22 protein-coding genes and 3 pseudogenes are annotated in these 20225 nt (G+C 61.3%); 14 read left to right on the top strand and 11 right to left on the bottom strand.

Going from position 1 to position 20225, the window contains the following annotated elements; translation table 11 throughout:
* Positions 1–18: 18 nt before the first annotated feature.
* Both VFE81_RS08725 and VFE81_RS28970 read right to left on the bottom strand, forming a co-directional pair.
* A complete protein-coding gene (locus tag VFE81_RS08725; RefSeq protein WP_325044209.1) occupies positions 19–249 on the bottom strand; it encodes a hypothetical protein in 231 nt (76 codons plus the stop codon).
* A 16-nt stretch (positions 250–265) separates the two neighbouring features.
* The gene (locus VFE81_RS28970; RefSeq protein ID WP_414695566.1) at positions 266–463 is read right to left on the bottom strand and encodes an ATP-binding cassette domain-containing protein; all 198 of its coding nucleotides are present in this window, start codon (positions 461–463) and stop codon (positions 266–268) included.
* Here VFE81_RS28970 and VFE81_RS08715 point away from each other — a divergent pair.
* The 5 genes and pseudogenes from VFE81_RS08715 (at position 446) to VFE81_RS08695 (ending at position 4293) form a co-directional block, all read left to right on the top strand.
* Positions 446–865 (top strand): hypothetical protein, encoded by a 420-nt coding sequence (locus VFE81_RS08715; RefSeq protein WP_325044208.1) that lies wholly within the window; start codon positions 446–448, stop codon positions 863–865. The two genes, VFE81_RS28970 and VFE81_RS08715, sit on opposite strands and share 18 nt — an antisense overlap.
* 89 nt (positions 866–954) lie before the next feature.
* Positions 955–1756: pseudogene (locus VFE81_RS08710) on the top strand (phospholipase domain-containing protein); the annotation flags it as partial.
* Between the two features lie 131 nt (positions 1757–1887).
* Positions 1888–2112, top strand: coding sequence for a hypothetical protein (locus VFE81_RS08705; RefSeq protein ID WP_325044207.1), 225 nt, complete (start codon positions 1888–1890; stop codon positions 2110–2112).
* A gap of 190 nt (positions 2113–2302) precedes the next feature.
* Complete coding sequence (bla, locus tag VFE81_RS08700) at positions 2303–3175, top strand: class A beta-lactamase (RefSeq protein ID WP_325044206.1); 873 nt, start codon at positions 2303–2305, stop codon at positions 3173–3175.
* Positions 3175–4293: an acyltransferase gene (locus VFE81_RS08695; RefSeq protein ID WP_325044223.1), complete on the top strand. Its 1119-nt coding sequence runs from the start codon at positions 3175–3177 to the stop codon at positions 4291–4293. The genes bla and VFE81_RS08695 overlap by 1 nt, the downstream gene beginning before the upstream one ends.
* A gap of 305 nt (positions 4294–4598) precedes the next feature.
* Here the strand turns inward: VFE81_RS08695 and VFE81_RS08690 are convergent, their stop codons facing one another.
* From VFE81_RS08690 to VFE81_RS08675, 4 genes are read right to left on the bottom strand one after another with little or no spacing between them, the layout of a single operon-like run.
* Positions 4599–5312, bottom strand: coding sequence for a DUF2894 domain-containing protein (locus tag VFE81_RS08690; protein WP_325044205.1), 714 nt, complete (start codon positions 5310–5312; stop codon positions 4599–4601).
* Entirely contained in the window at positions 5305–5952 is a 648-nt protein-coding gene (locus VFE81_RS08685) for an OmpA family protein (RefSeq protein WP_325044204.1), read from the bottom strand. Before VFE81_RS08685 ends, VFE81_RS08690 begins: the two co-directional genes overlap by 8 nt.
* Positions 5949–8042 carry a DUF802 domain-containing protein gene (locus tag VFE81_RS08680; protein WP_325044203.1) on the bottom strand — a complete coding sequence of 698 codons (2094 nt, stop codon included), beginning with the start codon at positions 8040–8042 and terminating at the stop codon, positions 5949–5951. The genes VFE81_RS08685 and VFE81_RS08680 overlap by 4 nt, the downstream gene beginning before the upstream one ends.
* Positions 8043–8052: 10 nt before the next feature.
* Positions 8053–8811: a DUF3348 domain-containing protein gene (locus VFE81_RS08675; RefSeq protein WP_325044202.1), complete on the bottom strand. Its 759-nt coding sequence runs from the start codon at positions 8809–8811 to the stop codon at positions 8053–8055.
* A gap of 425 nt (positions 8812–9236) precedes the next feature.
* Between VFE81_RS08675 and VFE81_RS28965 the strand changes: the two are divergent.
* From VFE81_RS28965 to VFE81_RS08665, 3 genes and pseudogenes are all read left to right on the top strand, one after another.
* Positions 9237–9625 (top strand): annotated as a pseudogene (locus VFE81_RS28965) (fibronectin type III domain-containing protein); the annotation flags it as partial.
* Positions 9618–9836: pseudogene (locus VFE81_RS28960) on the top strand (serine/threonine protein phosphatase); the annotation flags it as partial. The pseudogenes VFE81_RS28965 and VFE81_RS28960, both read left to right, overlap by 8 nt.
* 153 nt (positions 9837–9989) lie before the next feature.
* Positions 9990–10301, top strand: coding sequence for a hypothetical protein (locus VFE81_RS08665; RefSeq protein ID WP_325044201.1), 312 nt, complete (start codon positions 9990–9992; stop codon positions 10299–10301).
* On the opposite strand, the gene VFE81_RS08660 is transcribed toward VFE81_RS08665, so the two are convergent.
* Positions 10298–10759, bottom strand: coding sequence for a heme-binding protein (locus tag VFE81_RS08660; protein WP_325044200.1), 462 nt, complete (start codon positions 10757–10759; stop codon positions 10298–10300). The two genes, VFE81_RS08665 and VFE81_RS08660, sit on opposite strands and share 4 nt — an antisense overlap.
* Positions 10760–10879: 120 nt before the next feature.
* Here VFE81_RS08660 and VFE81_RS08655 point away from each other — a divergent pair, with 120 nt between their 5' ends.
* The gene (locus VFE81_RS08655; RefSeq protein ID WP_325044199.1) at positions 10880–11773 is read left to right on the top strand and encodes a LysR family transcriptional regulator; all 894 of its coding nucleotides are present in this window, start codon (positions 10880–10882) and stop codon (positions 11771–11773) included.
* Between the two features lie 492 nt (positions 11774–12265).
* A complete protein-coding gene (locus VFE81_RS08650) occupies positions 12266–12877 on the top strand; it encodes a hypothetical protein (RefSeq protein WP_325044198.1) in 612 nt (203 codons plus the stop codon).
* A 24-nt stretch (positions 12878–12901) separates the two neighbouring features.
* Here the strand turns inward: VFE81_RS08650 and VFE81_RS08645 are convergent, their stop codons facing one another.
* Complete coding sequence (locus VFE81_RS08645; RefSeq protein ID WP_414695567.1) at positions 12902–13366, bottom strand: DUF3455 domain-containing protein; 465 nt, start codon at positions 13364–13366, stop codon at positions 12902–12904.
* Between VFE81_RS08645 and VFE81_RS08640 the strand changes: the two genes are divergently transcribed.
* The 3 genes from VFE81_RS08640 to VFE81_RS08630 all read left to right on the top strand — a co-directional run bounded on the left by VFE81_RS08640 (position 13317) and on the right by VFE81_RS08630 (position 16391).
* Positions 13317–13475, top strand: coding sequence for a hypothetical protein (locus tag VFE81_RS08640; RefSeq protein WP_325044226.1), 159 nt, complete (start codon positions 13317–13319; stop codon positions 13473–13475). The two genes, VFE81_RS08645 and VFE81_RS08640, sit on opposite strands and share 50 nt — an antisense overlap.
* A 218-nt stretch (positions 13476–13693) precedes the next feature.
* Positions 13694–14845 (top strand): peptidyl-alpha-hydroxyglycine alpha-amidating lyase family protein, encoded by a 1152-nt coding sequence (locus VFE81_RS08635; protein ID WP_325044197.1) that lies wholly within the window; start codon positions 13694–13696, stop codon positions 14843–14845.
* 223 nt (positions 14846–15068) lie between these two features.
* Positions 15069–16391 carry an MFS transporter gene (locus VFE81_RS08630; RefSeq protein ID WP_325044196.1) on the top strand — a complete coding sequence of 441 codons (1323 nt, stop codon included), beginning with the start codon at positions 15069–15071 and terminating at the stop codon, positions 16389–16391.
* A gap of 110 nt (positions 16392–16501) precedes the next feature.
* Here the strand turns inward: VFE81_RS08630 and VFE81_RS08625 are convergent, their stop codons facing one another.
* Both VFE81_RS08625 and VFE81_RS08620 read right to left on the bottom strand, forming a co-directional pair.
* Positions 16502–17794: a TAXI family TRAP transporter solute-binding subunit gene (locus tag VFE81_RS08625; protein ID WP_325044195.1), complete on the bottom strand. Its 1293-nt coding sequence runs from the start codon at positions 17792–17794 to the stop codon at positions 16502–16504.
* A gap of 259 nt (positions 17795–18053) precedes the next feature.
* Positions 18054–18764, bottom strand: a complete 711-nt coding sequence (locus VFE81_RS08620; RefSeq protein ID WP_325044221.1) for a response regulator — start codon at positions 18762–18764, stop codon at positions 18054–18056.
* 462 nt (positions 18765–19226) lie between these two features.
* Here VFE81_RS08620 and VFE81_RS08615 point away from each other — a divergent pair, with 462 nt between their 5' ends.
* Entirely contained in the window at positions 19227–19430 is a 204-nt protein-coding gene (locus VFE81_RS08615) for a hypothetical protein (RefSeq protein WP_325044194.1), read from the top strand.
* A 19-nt stretch (positions 19431–19449) separates the two neighbouring features.
* Here VFE81_RS08615 and VFE81_RS08610 read toward each other — a convergent pair whose 3' ends face one another.
* The gene (locus VFE81_RS08610) at positions 19450–20124 is read right to left on the bottom strand and encodes a glutaminyl-peptide cyclotransferase (protein WP_325044193.1); all 675 of its coding nucleotides are present in this window, start codon (positions 20122–20124) and stop codon (positions 19450–19452) included.
* Positions 20125–20225: the final 101 nt, after the last annotated feature.

The following is a 20225-nucleotide window of genomic DNA, read 5'->3' as shown; positions in this document are numbered from 1 at the left end:
GTTAAGGTGTCTGCAGCGTTAGTCGGCCGGTAATGGCGCAGCGTGGCGTGATCCCCGACGCGTGCCACTTGTGGCCGACTTGCCACGCCCAAGATAGGCATCGCGCAACGCATCCAGTTTCAGCAACACGTCGGCGTTCCTATGCGCAACCACGCGGCCGCCTTCGAGCACATACCAGGACTGTGCGTACCGCAACGCGATCGCCGCATTTTGCTCCGCCAGTAAAAAGCTAACGCCCGGCCATTGCATGTTTTTCGTCCGCATTTCATGCCGGCCATCGGTTCGTCGAGCAGTAAGAGACGTGGTCATCGAAATGTAGGCTGCCGTGCTGCAGTTGATAGGCACCGTTGATCACATTGAGCAATGAGCTTTTGCCCGCGCCATTCGGCCCGATCAGCGTGCAGATTTCACCCGTGCGTACAGCGAAACTGATACCGAGGTAGACATGGAACCCACATGGCAATTCCAGCTAAGAATCGCCGTCTCGCCTGACCTTGCAAACGATCTGCGTGCAGAGCCGGCGAGTGCTTCACATGCGGCGCTTCGTGATGTTTTGAGCAGACACAACGCGACCTTGAAGTGTCAATTCGACGCTTTCGCCGACTACGTGAGCGAAGCGGAAAAGCAGGGTCCGGAAAACTATCCGCTTTATCAATGGACCCGGCAGACGATCGAGAACCCGGAGAAAAAGGCGAAGTACTTGCAGTCGTTCACTGTCTACGTGAATGGCTACGAGATATACGGCAAGGAAATCGCCGACGTGCTGGAAGCCGAACTGCAGGCACTCGTCAGTGACGATGGCATCAGAAGCGTTGCCCGGTTCGATACCAATCCGGCGAATAACCCGCAGCCACCCAGGCGCTAGCGGTCAAAAGCAGTCCACCTGCTTTTAAACACGACACTAGCGAAAGTCATCGCGCCGTTCCGCTACGACACGAGCAATCCGAACGTCAAGGCGCAGCGCATCCGCGGCCTGTCGTGTCGCCCTGGTCGAAGGGTGGTTTCGTGTGCTCGCAGGTTTTCGATCACACGTCGGTGCTTCAATTCATCGAAAAACGGTTTGGCGTAATCGAAACCAATATCTCGCCGTGGCGGCGTGCTGTATGTGGCGACCTTTCCGCGGCGCTCGATTTTTCGAAGTCCGATTCGACCGTGCCGTCGCTGCCGAGTACGCAAACCTACGTCGCACAAGCCGATCTGCAATGCGCGCGTTCCACCGCGCAAGCCGCACCGGCGAGCACCGCACAGCAACTGGTGGCGGGGCAGGAGTCAGGTACGCGGCCCGCGCGTGCGCTACCGTATGAATTGCACGTGAACGGGCAGTTGCAATCGCAAGGGTATGCGCTGACGTTGGCGAACACCGGCACACAGGGCGCGCATTTCTGGGTGTACACGGGCGACCCGACCGCGATGCCGCGTCGCTATACCGTCGAAGCCGGCAAGCAGTTGACCGATACGTGGGCATTCGACGCGAACGGCAACTACATGGTGAACGTCTACGGCCCGAACGGCTATTTCCGGCGCTTCGCGGGCTCGTCGAGTGCGGATGCTGCGGCAAAGGCGGATGTAGTGACCTGTTATGACGTGGCCAACGGAGGCACACTGGGATCTGTCATGCAGCAGCCAGTGGTACGACTTTCAATTGATGGTCGCGGGCAATGCCGGCTGGTTACGGCGCATTGCGGGTCATGTGGAAACGGGCCACGCCAGCATTACCGATCCGGCTGCAACCGCGCCGGTGACGAAGGCGATTTAAGCGTGCGTATGAGCGATTTCTTTCAATGTCATTTCGGGTCGGCGGCAAACTGGTAAGTCAATTTTACATTTGACGACAAGGCCTTGAGTTCGTGAGAGGATGGCATTTCACTTTTTCTCGCGGATGGCGAAATGGGGCTCTTGGACGAAGTAGGCAAGATCGCTGGGGCAGTAGCAGCCGTTGAAGCAGCAGAAAAAGTCGATCCGGATGCAGGTCTGCTCACAAAGGGCGTTGCAGCGGTTGCGGGTTTTGAAGGCGCCGGTGCATTGGAGTCGTTGGTGCAAAAAAAAGACGGCGAGAAGCAGGACGACGCCGACAATGCTCAAACCACAGACGACGCGAATCCTCAGACGTGATTTTTTTGCGCAGTGAGCGGGCCAGCCCTACGCAGGGCTGACCCGGTTTTTATGTTGAGCCCGGACCGGCGCCTGCCGCAACGCAACCATGGAAACCAGTCGGCCGGATGTCAGATAGCAGCGCGATATTCCTGACCTTAGCCATCCATCGCGTGGTCCTCGTGAGCGAATTGAATTTGAGGACGATTCTTTGACCATCTCTGCAACACGCCGGAGCTTGACGCTCGGGTTGCCCATACTCCTTAGCCTTGGCGCCACACCCACGCTGGCCGCAAATGCATCCCCGTTAGCCGACATCGAACGCCGCAATGGTGGACGCCTTGGTGTGTTCGCTATCGATACCGGTTCAGGCCGAACCCTGGCGCATCGCGCTGACGAGCGCTTTCTGATGTGCAGCACCTTTAAGGGACTGCTCGTCGCACAGGTGCTATTCCGCGTGGACGCCGGCAAAGAGGATCTTGGCCGCCTTGTGCGATACACCGAGAAAGACCTCATCTTCACGTCGCCGGTGACGAAGGCACACCTCGCAGAAGGCGCGATGTCGGTCGGCGCGTTGTGCCAGGCCATCGTCGAAGTGAGCGACAACACGGCGGCCGTGTTATTGATGAAAAGCGCGGGTGGTCCCGCCGGTCTCACGCAATTTGTTCGCGGTCTCGGCGATACCGTTACCCGCTCCGATCGGTACGAACCCGAGTCGAACAAATATAGCGGGGTGCTCGACACCACGACACCTCGATCGATCACGAAGTTGGCTAGCAAAATTTTGCTGGGGAACGTGCTGAGTCCCCAATCGCGTGCGCAACTGGAAAACTGGATGATTGCCAGCAAGCCGGGTTTGAACCGGCTCCGCGCGGCTTTACCGCCGGACTGGATAGCGGGTGACCGACCCGGAACAAGCGTAGAAGAAGAAACCAACGACTATGCGATCGTGCGCCCACCGCAACGCGCGCCGCTTCTCATCGCCGCCTATTACGATGCGCCGGCCCTTGGCATGCCCGCTCGGGAGGCTGTCTTGCGGGAGGTCGGTGCTGCATTCGTGAAGTGGACTTCGGATCGGACATGATGACGGTTGGCCAGCGCAACTCGCGGATCGATGTGATCCGCGGCGTCTCGATTCTTCTTGTCCTGTTTCATCACTTCAACATCGCGTACCGTCTGAACGACACGTGGCTGGCGAAAACATTCGGTTGGGAAGCGGTGCGCGCCGTTGCGCGAAACGGTAATTATGGGGTGACGATGTTCTTCGTCATCTCGGGCTATCTGATTACGTCGAACGCGGATCGTCGTTGGTCCGGTCTTAGCGGCATCGATGCGCGGGCATTTTATCGATTGCGTGTCGCGCGGATCATTCCGTGTCTGCTGTTGTTGCTCGGCGCGGTCAATCTGCTCGCGCTGGCGGGCGTCGCCATCTTCCAGAATCACGCGCCGGCCGGCACACCGGTGTCTTTCTGGCTCGTCAATCTGGCGTCGCTTACCTTCTGGATGAATGTGCTCGTCAGCTTGCGCGGGTGGGTCAATTATCCGTTGGGTGTGTTGTGGTCTTTGTCGGTGGAGGAGGTGTTTTACCTGTTCTTCCCGATTCTCTGCCTTGTCCTGAAGCGGGAGTCGCACCTGCTGGTCTTCTGGGCGGCGATCATCATCATCGGCCCGTTTTATCGCCTCGCCCATCAGGGCGACGAAGGCGGCTTTCTCTACGCTTATTTTGCTTCGTTCGACGGCATCGCTATAGGTTGCTGTACGGCCGTGCTCGCGAAACGGATAGCGCTGCGCGGTCGCGCGGCAACGCTCCTGCAATGCGTCGCGGTGATTGCCATGGCGTTTCTGTACCTGGTTGGGCCTATTGGAGACACCAACGTCCTCGGTGTGACGGGAATGGCGTTAGGCACTGCTGTGTTATTGCTGGGTGCGTACTGTCGACCGACCACGCCTGCCATTGGAGGCGTCCGCGTTCTGCTGGGCCTCGAGTGGTTCGGGCGTCTTAGCTATGAGCTTTACCTGTTCCATCTCATCGTGCTTGGTGCGATGCGGACCATGTGGCCGCCGCGCGTTGTAGACGGTGACGCGAAACTACTGTTATTGGCTGGGTTTTTGGTGCTGTCGGCAGCGTTGAGCGTCGGCATCGCACGGCTTTATTCCGAGCCGCTAAATCGCAGGATCAGGCATTGGCGCACGGCTGGGTAGATGCCGAACCGCACCACCAATCTAACGTCAACCGCGCATGCGGCCGACGAACTTGGCGGCGCGTTTTTATCCTGCCGTCATCGCGCCGAACGATCAATGTTCTAGCTGCTCGCTCATGCCAAGCTCGGCGAAAACCTTCGACATCATCCCGGAGCGCCGCCACTCCAGCCATTTGATGTAACAGGTTTGCGATGGTGGAAAGCTTGCGGGGAGACGCATATGGGGCGTGAAAACGACGCAGACCGAAAGATTGTTTCTGGTCGGACTGTGATGGCTGAAGCTTCGACTGATCCGTCCCCACCGCGCTAGCGCGATTTGCTCCGGGGACTTTTTCTGGCGCTTGTGGGGCGAGGTGCATCTTTAGCTGGCGAGGTGCCCCCGCCGTTCATCTGCTCCATCCACGACAAGGCGTCGACGTACGACAGGAACTGTTGGAGATATCCAGGCGACAGTTCGCGCATCAGCGAGAGCGACCGATGCACGAGGCTGCTCGAGTTGAGCGGACCGGCGTTATCGGGTGCTTTCTTTAGCGATTGCCGCAACTGTTTCTCGGAGCGAGCCTTAGACCAGGTGTCCCTGAAGTAGTCGAGCGCCTCCAGTTCCGGATAAGAGGGGCGGCGGGGTGCGGCGTTACCCGCTGCGGGGCTGTTTCCGTCGGCTGGCGCATGGGCGATGTAGTCGACCAGTTCGGCCAGTGCGCCGCGAGCGGTTTCGCCAGATGATGCTGCTGCGCTGGCGCTGGCGCTGGCGCTGGCGCTGGTATCGGTATCGGTGCCAGCCTCGGACACAGCACGTTCGAGATCGCCGGCATAAGCCTCGATCAGTTTGGACAGCCTGTCGTCCAGCAGGCGTCGCGCCTCGCCGCCGTGACCGGCTGCCCGCCGATCGAGCGCTTCGATGAAATGAAAGCGGATGGGATCCAGACGATCGGCGCCGCGCTCGCGCCATGCGTCGAGCGTTGCCCGGGCGTCGCTTGTCACACCGCTAGCCCCATTGCTCGCACCAGTCACACTACTCACCGGACTTCACCGTCGCGGTCGAAGGCCTCGGGACTGGTGCTATTTCCACGCGCCGGTTTCTGGCCCGGCCCTGGTCGTCGGCATTCGAGCTGACGGGTTGCTGGGAACCGAACGCAGCCGCAAATACAGACGAGGAAGGAACGCCTTCATCGATCAACGCACGGGTCACCGTCAGCGCACGCTGGGCCGACAGTTCCCAGTTGTCGGCAAAGCGACGGTTAGCTTCCCGCACCTGCCGGTCATCGGTAAAACCGCTCACCATCAGGATCTCGTCATTGGCTTTGAGGTAAGCGGACAGCGGCCCCGCGAGGCTCTTCAAGACATCCCGGCCTTCGGGTTGCAATTGATCGGAGTTCAGTGCGAACAACACGCTGCCGTTGATGCCGATGCGTCCGTTAACCAAGGTCACCCGGCCCGCCGCCAGCGGTCCTGCCAGCGCCTGCTCCAGGGTCTTGCGCCGCTGCGTTTCCATCTGACGCTGCTTGACCTCTTGCTCAAGCCTGGTCGAAAGTTCGAGTTGCACGCCGATGACGCCCACCAGGATCAACACGAAAGCGCCCAGCAGCACGGACATCAGGTCGCCGAAGACGGGCCATATAGGCGCCGCCGTCTCCACGCCGCCGTCGATTTCCTCACTCATGCCGCTTCAGCTCCCGCGGCCGCCCGCTTGCCCGCGAGCTGTTGCAGGTCTTCGACGATCTGCTTCTGAGACATCATGCTCAGGTCGATCACTTCTCTCGCCTGCGCCACGTAATAGGCCAACTGCTCGTCGCTGCGCGCGAGGGATTTGTCCAGCGCGGCTTCGATACGCTGCAGGTGCGCGATCAGCGTGGTGTTCGACTCGCCGAACAACTGAACAGATGCACCGAATGCTTCGCCGAGACTTGCCACTTCGACGGCGCTGCCGGTGACCTGCGCCGCAACCGCACCCAGCTTCCCGGTCTCAAGCTCGACCTGATCGGTGAAGCGCGTGCCGACACGATCCAGCAGATCGGCCGACGTGGCGACTAGCGCGTCGACGGCTGAACGTTGCTCGGTGGAGGCATGGTTCACGGCATCGAGCAGGGTTTCGAGCGTCGCCAGCAGGCGGCTGCGTTCCTCCAGCATCGCGGTGTCGCGGACCATGCTGTCGGAGAGTTTCTGACGCAGTTCGGCGACGACTTCCGCTGCGGCCTTGGGCGCTTCCGACGCGGCTTGCACGAGTTGGGCGATCTCGGCGATTGTGCTGCTCGCGTGTGCTTGTGTCTGGGCGCCGATGTCGCGCGCGGTTTGCGCCAGCGTGTCGCAGATCTCCTGCTGCCGGCTCGCGCTACGCGTACCCGCCTGCTCCCATTCCTTGCTCAACGCGGTGGCCATCGAACCGAGCGTCTCGGTCCAGGCCGTCAACCGTTGCTGGTCCCGCGCGGCCAATGCCGCCTGCAAGTCCGTATGCGACTGTCCGACCGCGTGTAGCAGCGACGCCGAGTGCTGCTCGAAGGTCGCCGCGGCAGCAGCCAAGGCTTGTTGATTGTGGCCCGCCAGCTTCTCGCCGACCTGTTCTTGCCGCGACAGGGCTTCGTTCCATGCTGCCGACACGCTGCCCGCCGTCGCGTCCAGGCGCGCGGAGACACCTTCTAGCAGACCGGCCGAGCGTTGTTCGAAGGTCTCGGTGAATCGATCCAGCGACGTGCTCAGATGTTGGGTGAGCGCCGCGCTCGATTGCCGGTGTCCCTCAAGTGCTTTGTTCCAGATGTCCGCTACGGTGGTGGTGGTGGCTTCGAATCCGGTCGAGAGCCCGTCCAGTTGACGCTGCACAGCGTGCGTGACGGTGTCGTGCATCGAGGCCGTCTCGCGCGCGAGACCCGCCATCGTGGCTTCCATGACCGGTTGCAGCGCCGCGCTGGCGGCGCGGGTGCTTTCGGCGACGCTCTCCTTCAACGACTGCTCCACGGAGGAAGCGAGGCGCGTGTAGGCGGCTTCGGCTTTGCCATGGAAGGCGTCCTGGCTGGCGATCTGCCGCTCGTTCAAGGCGAGACTCTGCTGCTCGATGACCGCCATCATCGTCTGCAGACGATCGACCAGCGTGGGCATCATCTCGGCCTGCCGCTGCAGGAGCTTGAAGCTTTCCTCACGCTGATGCGTCTGCGAGTAGATGCGCAATGTCGTCGCGATCTTCACGTCGAGCATCTGCGCGGCATCGATCCGCTCGCGACGGCTCAACGCCGAAAGCAGTCCCAGCATCGCGGATGTGGCCACACCCGCAATCGAGGTGCCGAAGGCAAAGCCCAGTCCCTTGACCGGCGCGGCGAGCGACGCACGGATGGCCTGCAGGTCCGTCGCGCTTTCCAGCGCCATGCCGGTGCCTCGCAGAGTCGCGACCATGCCGAGGAGCGTCCCGAGCATGCCCAGCAACACGAGCAGGCCGACCAGATACGGGGTCAGCGCCGGGCCTGGCAAGGCCACACGCTCACCCTCGACGCGCAGGCGCGCCGCATTGCGCAGGCTGGGATGCAACGCGTCAAGCCAGGCGCCCAGGCTGGGCGGCGGCGCGGACAGGCCCGTGACCGCCCGCGTCAGCGTGGACGTGGCCTGGCTGTAGCGTCGCAGTTCGAGCGCGCCCGCCACGTAGCAGGCGCCAATCAACATCGTGACCGCGAACGCCAACGGATTCGAGCCGACGTAGCCGGCACCGATCCAGCACACCGCGGCCAGACCTAACAGAAAAACGACAAGATTGAGATATCTGGACATAGTGTCCCAGTTAGCGGGTGCGAAGGGCTGCGAGCAATCCTTCGACCGGTTGTAAACGAACATCCAGTTCGGCCAGCAACACGCTCTGCATATCCTTGCGGAACGCGTCCAGCCATGCGCCGGGCGTGGCGGCTGTGGCTTTTTCGGCATCCTCCGCTGGTGCGTCGGCGACGGTCAGCGTCTGTTGCTCCGCCTGACGCAAGCGCTCGAAGTGCCCTGCGAGCAACCCAGGCACGGCGGCCAGCAGACTCCGCTCGCGCTCGCTGAGCGCTCGCTCCATCACGGCGTCCACCACCGCGAGCCGGGCCATGGCGGGCGTTTTGGCGGCCAACATTGCCCGCAGACGACCGCGCAGGTTGCCGACACCTGTCTCCATCGACTGTTGCATGGCGAGGTAGCGCTGACGAAAAACCGCGTAGTCGACCGGCGCATCCACGGGCGCCCCCTGGGGGAGCGTTTGCGCCGCCGGTCCGCGACGCCTCGCGGCCCCAAACACGCTATCGCCGACGATGGCGCTCGCCAACGACGCGCGCACACGGGCGCATTCGCTCTCTTCAGCTTCGCCGAAGGCTCGCGCGCCGGCGGCGACCGCGGGCGGATTGTTGTTCAGCGCCGAGGACAACGCGATCGCGTCGGTCCAGCCCAGCCATTGGCTTAGCCGGTCCGAGAGCGATTGGCTGGATTCGGGAACGTCGACGTCCGTCAGGCGAGCAAGTAAACGAATGAGCGCCGGGCCACTGAAAGCTGTGCGCTGTGGGGCTTGCACCATACCACCAGAGTCAAAAAAGTCAGCAGTTTACACGGCGACGGGGTGGGGGATGCAGCCCCTTAATGAATGGGGCTGCCGAATAGGGGATTTCGGCGTGATCGGCAAGCCAGTTGCGATGCCTTGATTTCGGGCGTCATGCTGGTTTTTCTATGCCGCGTGGGTGGCTTTCGCCTCAGGCGTCTATTGAGCGATCAGGGCGGCCGGGCGGTGCGATGTACGGCAACGACGTGAAGCAGCCGCGCCTGAAAAAGCAGGCTGGCATCTTGCCACGTCCGGTCATTTCATCTGGCTGTCATAGCTTCATGACTAGGATGCCCCATCACTTCTGTCGCGCCCTGGTCCGGCACGGCAATCGCGGCCCACGTCGCACCGTGAGCCCGCCGTCCGCATTGGCGACCTTCCACCCCCATAGAAAAACACCAGACATGTCGAACAAGAAAATCGCTAAAGATTTACCGACCGATCAGGGCGCCAGCATCGTCTCGCGGCGCGGGTTTTTGAAGTTTGCCGGCGCATCGAGCCTGGCAACCGCCGCGGGCACACTCGCGTCGGCGGCGCGGGCCGCGAACAGTGCGCCCGACGGCACGCCGGAGCAGGTCCATCTGACCTGAGGCAACGATCCGACGAGTGAAGTCACCGTGTCGTGGGCGTCGCCGGCGCCGACAACGACAGCAACGCGGCTCAACCCTTTACCGCGAGCTTCCGCACTGCGCCCCGTGGCCGTGCGCCATTTCGCTGGACGAGCTACGGCGATCTCGCGACGCCCAATACCGGCTGGGTCCTGTCGTCGCCGCAGAGCCGTTTCGCGGTTCAGTGCGGATGCTGTTGAAGATGCAGTCTGGTCGGCGCAACGGGATACCGGGACGGGCTACGGTATCGCGGTGTTCGATCATGACCCGGGACGTGCGGGTGGCGAGACCACGGTTACGATGAACTACTATCACGCGCCGGGGGCGGACCAGACCCCGACGCAGAACTATGAGTTGTTCGAAACGATTGAGTTGAAGAAGAAACGGCGAGCGTAAGCGCAACGCTATTTCAGCCTTCGCGACTGCCGTGCTTGCGCACGACAGTCCGTTTCGCCCAGGCTGGACTCACACGAACAGAAGCGGTAGGCTGTGAGTGCTGGTGACTCTGTTTGGCTATGCTGGTCTTAAACGACAACGTGGAGCCTGCACATGAACGTGAGCACTGAAACGCTGGTGGAGCTGCTGCGGGAAGTCGAAGCCGACGACCCGATCGACTACGCGGACCTTCCATTTGGAGAGCAGGAACTCAGGCGCCTTGTCATGAGTTCACTCGTCGAGCGCCACCACCTGGTCGAAGCAGGCAACATGTCGATCTCCGACATTCACGCCCTGTATCTGCTGAGCACCGCCAAACTTGTTCTCGAGAACACGGTGCTTCACGCGAGGCTACTTCTGCTTCAGGGGCAACAGGTCGACGTACAGTCACTGTTGGCGCCATTTACCCTCAAAGGCAAACCTTAACCGCCGGTAGCCGGCTCTGCCAGCGGGAGCGCATCCGCGCCGGCCTGGGCGACCTGCGCGTCCTGGTCGGAACGCATTCCCGAGACACCTATCGCGCCGACCACGGCGCCGTCGCGAATCAACGGAATGCCCCCATCCAGCGGTACAAGATTATTCATGCCGAGCAGGCGCAGATGGAGGCCGCCTTGCGCGATTGCATCTTCGAAAACGCGCGTGGGACGCCGGAATAGCACGGCTGTTTCGGCCTTTTGTCGCGCGACGTCGTTACTACCGAGTTGCGCGCCATCGAGCCGCTGCTGAAGCACCAGGTGACCGCCGCTATCCACGACTGCTATCACCATAGGCCAGCCTTGACGCATGGCCTCCTCCTCTGCCGCGCGCGCGACCTGGCGTGCATCGGCGAGATTGAACCGGTCGCTGTATTTCATGGGCATACCATTCTCGTTTCGTTGGGTCATTCGTCACCTCCTTTGGAACCGGTTGGATATCAACATGGCTAGAATGTAAGGCGACGATTAGCTCCCGCATAGCTGCGCGAGGCGTCAGACATTCTTCCAAAAAACGAGAGAATCACGCGCATGAACAAAGACGAATACGAGGTGCTGTTAGCGATTCTTGACGAAGGAAGTCTGACAGCGGCGGCGCGATCGCTGGGCCGGACGTTACAGTCGGTGAGCCGCGCCATCGCGGCGCTCGAGCGTGAATTGAACGTGACCTTGTTCCACCGAACGACACGCCGTGTGCAACCAACTGCGGCATGCCTGAAATTCGCCGCGCGCATTCGACCTGCGCTGGGAGAAATCAACGCAGCACGTGACGAACTCGTCGACCTGGTCACGCAGTTGCGCGGCAGTATTCGTGTCGGTGCGCCAACGGCATTCGGTGCTGAATTCGTCTCGCCGATTCTGGCGAAGTTTTTGGCGATTCACGAGTATGTCAGGGCCGAACTCGTGCTTGCCGAGCAGCATCTCGATCTTGCGAAAGCGGACATCGATCTCGCCGTCCGCCTGGGACGTCTGCCGGATTCGAGCTTACGCGCGAAACAGGTGGGCACTTTGCGGCGGGTGGTGTTCGGCACACCGGACTATTTCGCCGCGCGCGGCTACCCGGCGCATCCGTCCGAACTTGCCGCACACGACTGCATCCTGCGCCAGCACGGCCAGCGTGAGACGTGGACATTCAATCGGGCAGGGGGCGCTGTTGAGGTCACGGGGCGTTTCCGGTCCACAAGCGCGCTAGCGTGCAATGCGGCGGCTGCAGCCGGAGCGGGCATCGGTCGGGCACCGATCTTTCAGGTGCAGACACTGCTCGATGCCGGGCAAGTGGTGACGGTGCTGGATTCGTTCGAGCCTGAGCCCGTCCCTGTGCATCTGGTGTGGACGGCGGCGCGCACGGTTCCGCGGCGCATTCGCACACTGATCGACTTTCTGGCCGCTCGGCTTGTTGCCGGAACGGGCGAAGACGCTATCTGAAGGCGCGACGCGGGAGGATCGCGCCGTCTCTGCGCCACACCGCGCGTGGATCATCGGATGAATCGATGCCCGTGTCGATCGCAAGGAGAACTAGCTCGTTGCCGACAAAAAGCCGACAACTCCGGACGAGAAAATTGCCTTTCCGAGGCGAATGTTTCATAGCTTCGCGCTGTAGTCCCCCGTGGCCGCGGGCGTAGAGAAAGTCCACCGCGTTTGGACCATCCCGCCCGGATTTCGCGGCCGTTCACCACAGATTGTTTTTTCGCATTAGCATACGAAGGATGCCCAGTGCCGTGCGGCGGAGTGAATCCCCGGACCATTGCCGCTGGGCGAGCAATGTACGCGGACTACGCAGTCATCCCCACATCAACCCATCGCAGGCTCAGACTGCGAATCTGCCGTTTGACGTGTTCTCCGGGCGACCGGCTGTCATCAATCCAATCATCTCGATTGAACGAATCGTTGGTTAATATGAGGAATGTACGCACATCATTGATCGTCGTAGTGCTTTTCGTCGAGCTGGTATTCGGCGCTTTTTTACTATTACAAAAAAACCATCGCTCGACGGCCGAAGCCGACGTCACCACAAACGGCTCAGTGGAATTGGCCGCGAATTCCCCACAATTGGGTGACACCCATGTGACCGCGGGAAGCGTGGTCGGCGCAGCGCCTCTCTCCGGCAACGCGGCGACTGGCTCCGGGCAGTCTACGAGCGGGGCAGTGGTGACGGCATCCGACTCGCCGCCAGCGAAAGGTATCGAGCCAGTGCCGCGACCGAGCACGCGACCACGCGAACCGGTTGCCGTTCATGGTTACGTTGAATCGAAGACCGACCCAATCCCGCGAACCGACGGCCGGGGTGACAGTTTGCATCGTCATGGCTTGAATCCGGTCGCGTCCGCGATCACGGATGAGCTGGTCAAAGCGTCCGCTGGACTCGATCCGGCATTGCCGCCCCCGGCGCCGGTCCAGCCTAGCCGTAAAGACGCATACCATCAGCAGGGCTTGAATCCGGTTGCGGCTGCCATGACTGACCAGCTAGTCAAAGAGTCGGCGAAACTCGATCCGGCGCTGCCGCCACCGAACCAGCCCAACATGAAGTAAGCGCGCGACGCGCAGCGTGGGCTGCTACCGGTAGAACACGTAGTCCGCGAGATAGGGCGAGCTTCCGGCTTCATGTTCCGTCGAACACGGTGCCGTTGGTGCTAACCCGCCGACGGTGTGCACGCGCTGCACATACCGCACCGCTGAAAGGGTGCCGCTACCGGATACGCTATGCGTTTCGAGCAACAGCTGCGGTATGCTCGCCCGTGTTTCGCTAGGCTGCTGGGCAAGCACGCGGCCCACGATCCGGCTGCCGTCTTCCGCTTCCCAGGACGGCCCCGCGCCGTGCCGGACCGCACCGTGGCCGCTCGCGTCGTAGAGCGTTGCTTGCGGACTCTTGAATACCCATCCCAGACGATGCTGCGCGTCGAACTCACACGAATAGCTCTGCACGCCGGATGCTGCGAGTGTCATCACGCGCTCGGCTTGGGGTGGGTCGATGGATGCACTCGACGGACTGGCGGGCGGCATTGCACACGCGGCTAGCATGGATACGGCGATGGTTGCGAAGCTTGCTTGCGAAACATTTCTGAGCATGGATATCACCTCGAGTGAAGCGCGGCGCGTGGCGGTTGCGGCCGTTGAGTACGGCCGGTGAACCGGATAGTCGGGATAGTACGCGTGATCTTATGCATGCCGGGAATCTGCGTGTGCATCTTCCTGGACTTGGTTAGCCTGAAGCGATCAGCCAAACCCACTCGGTGTATCCTCCGCGTGTAAGACCTACTGCGCCAGTTATTCGGACCTGCCGTGTACATCGGCGCGAAAACCGACAACGTCGCTGTCCCGCACAGCGAGCGAAAGGGAGGCAAGCCAATGAACGACCAGCAGTCGTACTCCTGTCTTTGCTGTAGCGATTCCCAGAGCGCTGTTTTTAGCCGGCGCCGCTTTCTCACTCTGGCGGCCGAAAGCGCTGCGGCGCTTGCTCTCTTCCCCGGTCTCGCCTACGCGGACTCTGTCCCGAGCATCGCTTACGAGTCGGTTCCCAATCTGCTGCGTCTCCCAAACGATATCTATCTCGGCGAGTGCTCCGGCGTGAGCTTCAACTCGAAGGGGCATATTTTTGTGCTCTCGCGCGGCAACTCGATCGGCCCGGCCTACGGCGCGGCCGCGGCCCAGCTTCTCGAGTTCGCGCCGGACGGTCGCTTCGTCCGCGAAATCGGTCACAACCTGTATGCCTGGTCGTTCGCACACACGGTCAAGGTCGACCGGCACGACAATATCTGGGTGACCGACAAGGGTTCCGACATGGTGATCAAGTTCACCCCGGAAGGACGCGTAGCCATGGTTTTTGGCCGCAAGCAGGAGGCGGCAGATGAGGAAACCGGTCCGCTCAAGCATCCGAATCCGCCTTTACCCTCGGAGCCCGGACGCTTCAGGCAAGTCACCGACGTCGCGTGGGACAGCGCGGACAACACCTATATCAGCGACGGGTACATCAACTCCCGAGTGGCGAAAGTCGACAAGGACGGCAACTGGCTCAAATCGTGGGGCGACCGTGGGACCGGTCCGGGTCAGTTCCATACGCCACACAGCATCGCCGTGGATGCGAAAGGTCTCGTCTACGTTGCCGATCGCAGCAACCGTCGCATTCAGGTTTTCGATGGCGAAGGCAATTTCCAGCGGCAGTTCACTATCGACGTACCCGTGCCGCCCGGCGCTCAACCCGCAATCGGCAACGTGCCGGACGAAGCCACGATAGCCGCCGGCACTTTTGCGCCAGGCTCGCCTTGGGCGATCTGCATTTCTCCGGGCCCGAATCAGGTGCTTTACAGTTCCGATGCGTTTCCGGGACGTATCTACAAACTGACGCTCGAAGGGAAACTGCTTGGCGTGCTGGGTCAATCCGGCAAGCAACTGAAGCAGTTTGGCTGGATTCACCAAATGGCCTGTCCGTCGGAGAATGTGCTGTATGTCGCCGAGCTTCTTAACTGGCGAGTACAGAAGCTCATGCTGCGCCCTGCATAGCCAAGGTAAGCAGAGTAACGCCGCGCCCGGCTTTCGTCTCTACAAGCCTGCGCCGATAACGTAAACGCTATCGGCCCATCCGGTTTCCTCATTGGAGTCGGTGCATGCACGTCCGTACACTTGTCGCTCGGTGCGTGCAAACGAGCATCGCGTTGCGCAGCGCTAAAAGACGCCACTGACGATGATGAATGGCCACCTAAGGCCATCAGGACGGAGACACGATTTGGACAACGACATCATTCCCGTATCGGCCGCTGCGGCGCCACCCGCTCGTTTCAATTTTCGCTGGCACGTCCTGATCTGGCTGATGGTCGGCGGGATCATCAACTATATGGACCGCGCAAGTCTTTCGATCGCCGCGCCAGGAATGATTCACGAGCTTGGTCTGACACGCACGCAGATTGGTCTGCTGGGGAGCGTGTTCGCGTGGACCTATGCGGTAATGCAATTACCTGCAGGCTGGGTGATCGACCGTTTCGGCGCGAAGCGTGCGTATGCGCTCGGCATGATCTGGTGGAGTGTTGCGACCTGGCTGACGGGCGTAGTGGGTTCGATCTCCGGCTTGCTCGTGATGCGTGCGTTGCTCGCGGTGGGCGAGGCACCGTGCTGGCCGACTTCGGCGAAAATTACCGCGGCGTGGTTTCCGGCCAAGGAACGAGGCTTCGCGACTGGCGTTTGGGATTCGTCGTCCAAGTGGGGACCGGCACTCGCGCCTGCGATGCTGGTTGCGTTAATGGTTGCGTTCGGCTGGCGCTCGCTATTTCATGTCACCGGCGCGGTTGGGATCGCATTCGCACTCCTGTTCCTGTTGCTGTATCGCAATCCGGTCGACAGCAAACGTCTCTCGAAGGACGAGTTCGCCTACATCGAAGCGGGCGGCGGCGGTCACGAACGGTCGCTCGCGGCCTCCTCACTCAAATGGCGTTCGCTGTTCGGCCGCCGCAGCATGTGGGGCATGATCCTCGGCTACTTTTGCACAATCTGGCTCTGGAACATTTTCCTGGTGTTCTTGCCGCTCTATTTACTCGACCGTTTTCACATCTCGTTTGCGCAACTTGGCGTGGTCGCGGGCATTCCCTGGGCTGGCGGCGCGCTGGGTGAAATCGCGGTCGGCTATCTGGCGAAGAAGATCGTCGATCGCCATCTCGCGTCGGCGATCGATGCGAAGCGGCTATTGATCGCGTGCTGCTCGGCAGGCGCGGCTGTGTGCGCGATCGCGTTACCGTTCACCCATGCGCTCAGCGTGACACTCGTGCTGTTCACCGTCGGCCTCGCCTTCATTGCGGCTGTGGTCGGCTCGGCATGGGCGCTCGCGGCGGATATCGCGCCGTCGTCGATGATTGCGTCGGTGAGCGCGATCCAGAATTTCGGCGGCTATTTCGGTGGGGCGTTCTCGCCCGTCGTCGCGGGCTTTATCGTCGACCGCACCGGCTCCTATGCGCTCGCATTCATCTCCGGCGGCATCATTGCCGGATGTGCGGCGTTGTTCTACTGGTTCATGGCCCGGCAGCCGATCGTCGACGATGCCGCCGCGCCGGCGGGCTGATGTTGATCCGTGCGTGAGGGAGCCGTGCTCAGTTCGGAGACAACACGGTGCTTCGCTTCGCTATGCCAGGACCTCTGCGCCCGAGCCGTAGTCACACCCTCACTGCGCCGCTATTGCTCCCTTGCTACGCGGGAAATTCGATCCCGAACTACGCCAATCGCCTGTTTGAGCGCGTAGACGTCCTGAAAATACCGCTGCGGCATTCGGATCTGGTTGGCATGCGCGTCGATGTGCTCGATCTCGTCCCGCCATTGCGCAATCTGGTCCGGGGTGGGATGGCTGTTTTCCCATATCTCATCTTCGAGCGCTTTGATCTCGCGATACCAGACCACCAGGCGTTTCTTTATCCGCGCCGCCGCCATGCGCGGCAGCGCCTGTAGCAGCCCCAGCAGTAAAGCCATGAAGGGGAGCAGGATCAATAGACGTCGTTCGATAAAACTGGCCAGCCAGAATGGCAGGTAACGCTGCAGGAAAGGGCGCCCGGTTTTGAAGTAACGCTCGCTCTCTCCGGAAAGAGGAAATTCCTCGGTGTTCAGATTCGGAAAAACGCCAAGCGGCGTGAAGTAATCTTCGCCGCCATGGACGGTTTTGGCCGCGTCCAGCAGCAGGTAAACCAGCGCGGGGTGCAGCGTGTCTTTGGCGACGAGCAACGCGGTGGCGGCGAGTAGCGTGACGTCGGTTTGCGGCAGATCGTTGGCGATGCTGGTCGCGGCACGCGGGAAAATAACCTTGGATAGCGATGGGAATTTCTGCACCAGTGCATCGGCCTGCGCAAAACTCATCAGTTTGAGATCGCTGTTCAGTAGCGTTGTCTGCATGGGCGCATCGGGTCTGCCGATGAAGAAAGCAGCATCCAGTTGCCCATTTTCGAGCGCCTGGTAGGCCTGGGTTGCGTCCATTTCGAGCAACGTCGTATTGTCCCGTTTGACGCCGCTATACCCGAGCAATACCTGGGAGACGTTCAGCAGGCCGCTGCCAGGAACACCGATTGACACTCTCTTGCCGCGTAGTTCTGCCAGCCGGTTGATGGTGGACGCGCCGCGGTAGAACACCCAGATCGGTTCATAGGAGACGGCGGCGATTGTCTTCAGTTGGTCGGTGTCTTTCGGGTGCGTGGTGCCGGACTGAATAAAGCCCACCTCGTAGTCGCTGTTCGGGTCCGTCAAGCGCTGATAGTTTTCGCTCGAACCGGACGAACTGCGGATATCGAGCTTGATGCCGTCACGCTTCAGGATGGGCGCATAGCGATCTGCAAAGCCGTGATAGATGCCGTTGTCTGCGCCGGTTGTGATGACGATCGTGTGCCGGAAGGCGGGTTCGAGTATCACCGCTATTCCCCAACCTAGCAGAGCCATCAGCAGTATCGCGCCGGCGATGAGAAGCCGCCGGCGACCCGGTGTCATTGCGGGTTTTTCATTGCGATGAAGCGCTGGGTTGTGCCTGGGCATTGTTCGCCTCTCTCGTTCGGCGCTGCTCGCCAGGTCTGTGCCACGCGCAATCGACGCGGAGAAAGCGTCGAGACGGCAGCGTTGTCAATACTGGCAGACGGCGCCGCGAAGTTTGTCACGTGAAGCGCGGGCCTTGCCGCGCCGCTGGGGGTGTCTAACTGTCTAACAGCCAGCATGGATAATGCAGCGCCTTGAACGCCTTGTCCACATCCGCTCAAGGTTGCGCGCCGTCAGGCACGAATACGTAACCATGACTGCGGACGGTCTGGATGAACCGCGGAGAGGAGGGGTTTGCCTCGAGTAGCCTGCGCAACCGCCACACCTGGACGTCGACCCCTCGGTCGGTATGATCGTCTTCCGGGCCGTGCAGTAACTCGAGCAAGCGCTCCCGGGTAAGTGTCCGCATCGGGTTGTTGACGAAGATCTTAAGCAGCGCGAACTCTCCCCCTGATAGCGTGACCCGTTTGTTCTCCACGTTGAGCGTTCGCAACTGAAGGTCCAGCGTGAACGGGCCGATTCCGACGACTTCGGGTTCGGCCCGTGCGGCGGCCGACGCGGACATGGTTCGTCGCCGCAATACGGCCCGCATGCGCGCAAGAAGCTCGCGAGGATTGAAGGGCTTGCCGATGCAGTCGTCGGCGCCCATTTCGAGTCCTACGATCCGGTCCATGTCGTCGGGCCCGGAGGCCAGAATCACGGGGACCGTGTTGCCGGCGGCGCGTAGTTTGGTCAGCGCTGCGAGGCCATTCACGCCGTGCATGATCTGGTCGAGGACAATCAGATCGGGCGGCTTCCGCTCGATCTGTTCCCCGAGCGATCGCATCTCATGCAGAACGGATACCGCCATACCCTCTCGTCCGAGAAAGTCGGCCAACGAGCCAAGTAGTTCGACATCGTCGTCAACGACCAGTATTTGAGTTGTCATGGTAAGGAAATCGAACGCATGGGCCGGCAAACCGGGTTGCAGTAACGTTGGCTGCCACATCACGGTTGCCGGGTTTGCCGCGCCGGCTTTCAGTGCCGTCAGGCTGCTCGTGACTCGCGAACGTTGTGCTCCAGCTTCTTTAACGGAGCGACTCGCGGGAATCCGTCGCTTCAGCCATTAATTAATCTAACGACATGACGGCTGCCGCGGATCACGTCTTCTGGTGAATGCGTTCATCGCTTTTCTGCGGTTGCTTGTCCGATCGTGCGTTTTCGCTTACGCGTGCAACGCGCGAGGATTCCCGGCGTGACAATGCTGGATAACCTTGAGTTTCCTATCCCGGCGCACTAAATTGCGGCTCGCGGAGCATCGCTGTTGTCCACGGGACGCTGTCCATCACTTCCGCGCCACGCGTCTGTGGTTCTTCACACCGCGCACCGGTGCAAACACGGCGCATGTGCCGTGGAGCATCGTCGCCGGGATGTTGCGTTAGCGCCGCTCGCCGTGATCGCGCTGGCTGCAACCGGTGTGCTCAGCGCTGTCTGGGTTGCCCTTTTGCACAACCTGGGCACCTTCATTGTGATCGCGAATGCGGGACGGCTGCTGCGCATGGACGAAGGGGGCCAGCCGCCTCAACCTGCGCGAAACGCCGCCGGCATTCCCTAGCGGGACCACCCAGATTCGACTACTCGCTCGTAGACTCGACCTCGGCGGGAACCCCGGTGTCCTGCCCTGGCCGGCGTACGGCTCTCACCTTCCCGCTGGTTCCGCCGCCGCAGAAGAACTGACCGTGGCCATCGGATTCGAGCCCTGACACGTATGTGCCGGTCGGCATCTCGAGGCTCTCCAGGACTTCTCCCGTACGGGGATCGATTCGCCTCAATTCGCTCTCATCATCTTCCCAGGTGCCGTGCCAGAGTTCGCCTTCGTTCCAGGTCACCCCGGTGACGAAGCGGTTGGATTCGATGGTGCGAAGAATCGCGCCGGTTTGGGGATCGACCTGATGGATCTTCCGGTCACGATACCGTCCCACCCAGAGCGTTCCTTCAGCCCACGTGAGCCCTGAGTTACCGCCGCCGCCGGGCGCCGGAATCGTGGCGAGCACATGGCCGGTATCCGGATCGATCTTCTGGATGTGATCACCGGCGATCTGGAAAAGGTGCTGGCCGTCGAAGGCCGTTCCTGCCTGCGCGGTGATATCGATCGCGCGCTGCGTTTCTCCGCTCGCGGGATCGAAGGCGTTCAGCTTGTCTCCGGTGGCAATCCAGACGTGCTGACCGTCGTACGTGACGCCATGCACACTGTCGACACCCGGAAAGGGTCCATATTCACGTACGATTTTGGCGGCTGATCGGTTCATGGTTTCATCCTAATCACTCGGGAGGGGTGCGGGGAGTAACAAAGTCGTCGTGAATCCGGGCATGGGCGGCGTCATCCAGCGTCGCGCTCGCCCGCGACCGA

It is taken from the genome of Paraburkholderia sp., from assembly GCF_035656215.1.
Taxonomy (GTDB): domain Bacteria; phylum Pseudomonadota; class Gammaproteobacteria; order Burkholderiales; family Burkholderiaceae; genus Paraburkholderia.
Note: the sequence above shows the minus strand (reverse complement) of the source record. Positions and strands in the feature narration are given on the sequence as shown.

Excerpts from the sequence above, each read along its gene's own strand:
- VFE81_RS08660 (WP_325044200.1), bottom strand. The coding sequence starts at position 10,759 with ATGACCCAACGAAACGAGAATGGTATGCCCATGAAATACAGCGACCGG.
- VFE81_RS08680 (WP_325044203.1), bottom strand. The coding sequence starts at position 8,042 with ATGTCCAGATATCTCAATCTTGTCGTTTTTCTGTTAGGTCTGGCCGCG.
- VFE81_RS08645 (WP_414695567.1), bottom strand. The coding sequence starts at position 13,366 with ATGCTAGCCGCGTGTGCAATGCCGCCCGCCAGTCCGTCGAGTGCATCC.
- VFE81_RS08655 (WP_325044199.1), top strand. The coding sequence starts at position 10,880 with ATGAACAAAGACGAATACGAGGTGCTGTTAGCGATTCTTGACGAAGGA.
- VFE81_RS08665 (WP_325044201.1), top strand. The coding sequence starts at position 9,990 with ATGAACGTGAGCACTGAAACGCTGGTGGAGCTGCTGCGGGAAGTCGAA.
- VFE81_RS08685 (WP_325044204.1), bottom strand. The coding sequence starts at position 5,952 with ATGAGTGAGGAAATCGACGGCGGCGTGGAGACGGCGGCGCCTATATGG.
- VFE81_RS08725 (WP_325044209.1), bottom strand. The coding sequence starts at position 249 with ATGCAATGGCCGGGCGTTAGCTTTTTACTGGCGGAGCAAAATGCGGCG.
- VFE81_RS08625 (WP_325044195.1), bottom strand. The coding sequence starts at position 17,794 with ATGACACCGGGTCGCCGGCGGCTTCTCATCGCCGGCGCGATACTGCTG.
- VFE81_RS08695 (WP_325044223.1), top strand. The coding sequence starts at position 3,175 with ATGACGGTTGGCCAGCGCAACTCGCGGATCGATGTGATCCGCGGCGTC.
- VFE81_RS08675 (WP_325044202.1), bottom strand. The coding sequence starts at position 8,811 with ATGGTGCAAGCCCCACAGCGCACAGCTTTCAGTGGCCCGGCGCTCATT.
- VFE81_RS08635 (WP_325044197.1), top strand. The coding sequence starts at position 13,694 with ATGAACGACCAGCAGTCGTACTCCTGTCTTTGCTGTAGCGATTCCCAG.
- VFE81_RS08715 (WP_325044208.1), top strand. The coding sequence starts at position 446 with ATGGAACCCACATGGCAATTCCAGCTAAGAATCGCCGTCTCGCCTGAC.
- VFE81_RS08705 (WP_325044207.1), top strand. The coding sequence starts at position 1,888 with ATGGGGCTCTTGGACGAAGTAGGCAAGATCGCTGGGGCAGTAGCAGCC.
- VFE81_RS08640 (WP_325044226.1), top strand. The coding sequence starts at position 13,317 with ATGGATGCACTCGACGGACTGGCGGGCGGCATTGCACACGCGGCTAGC.
- VFE81_RS08610 (WP_325044193.1), bottom strand. The coding sequence starts at position 20,124 with ATGAACCGATCAGCCGCCAAAATCGTACGTGAATATGGACCCTTTCCG.
- VFE81_RS08620 (WP_325044221.1), bottom strand. The coding sequence starts at position 18,764 with ATGACAACTCAAATACTGGTCGTTGACGACGATGTCGAACTACTTGGC.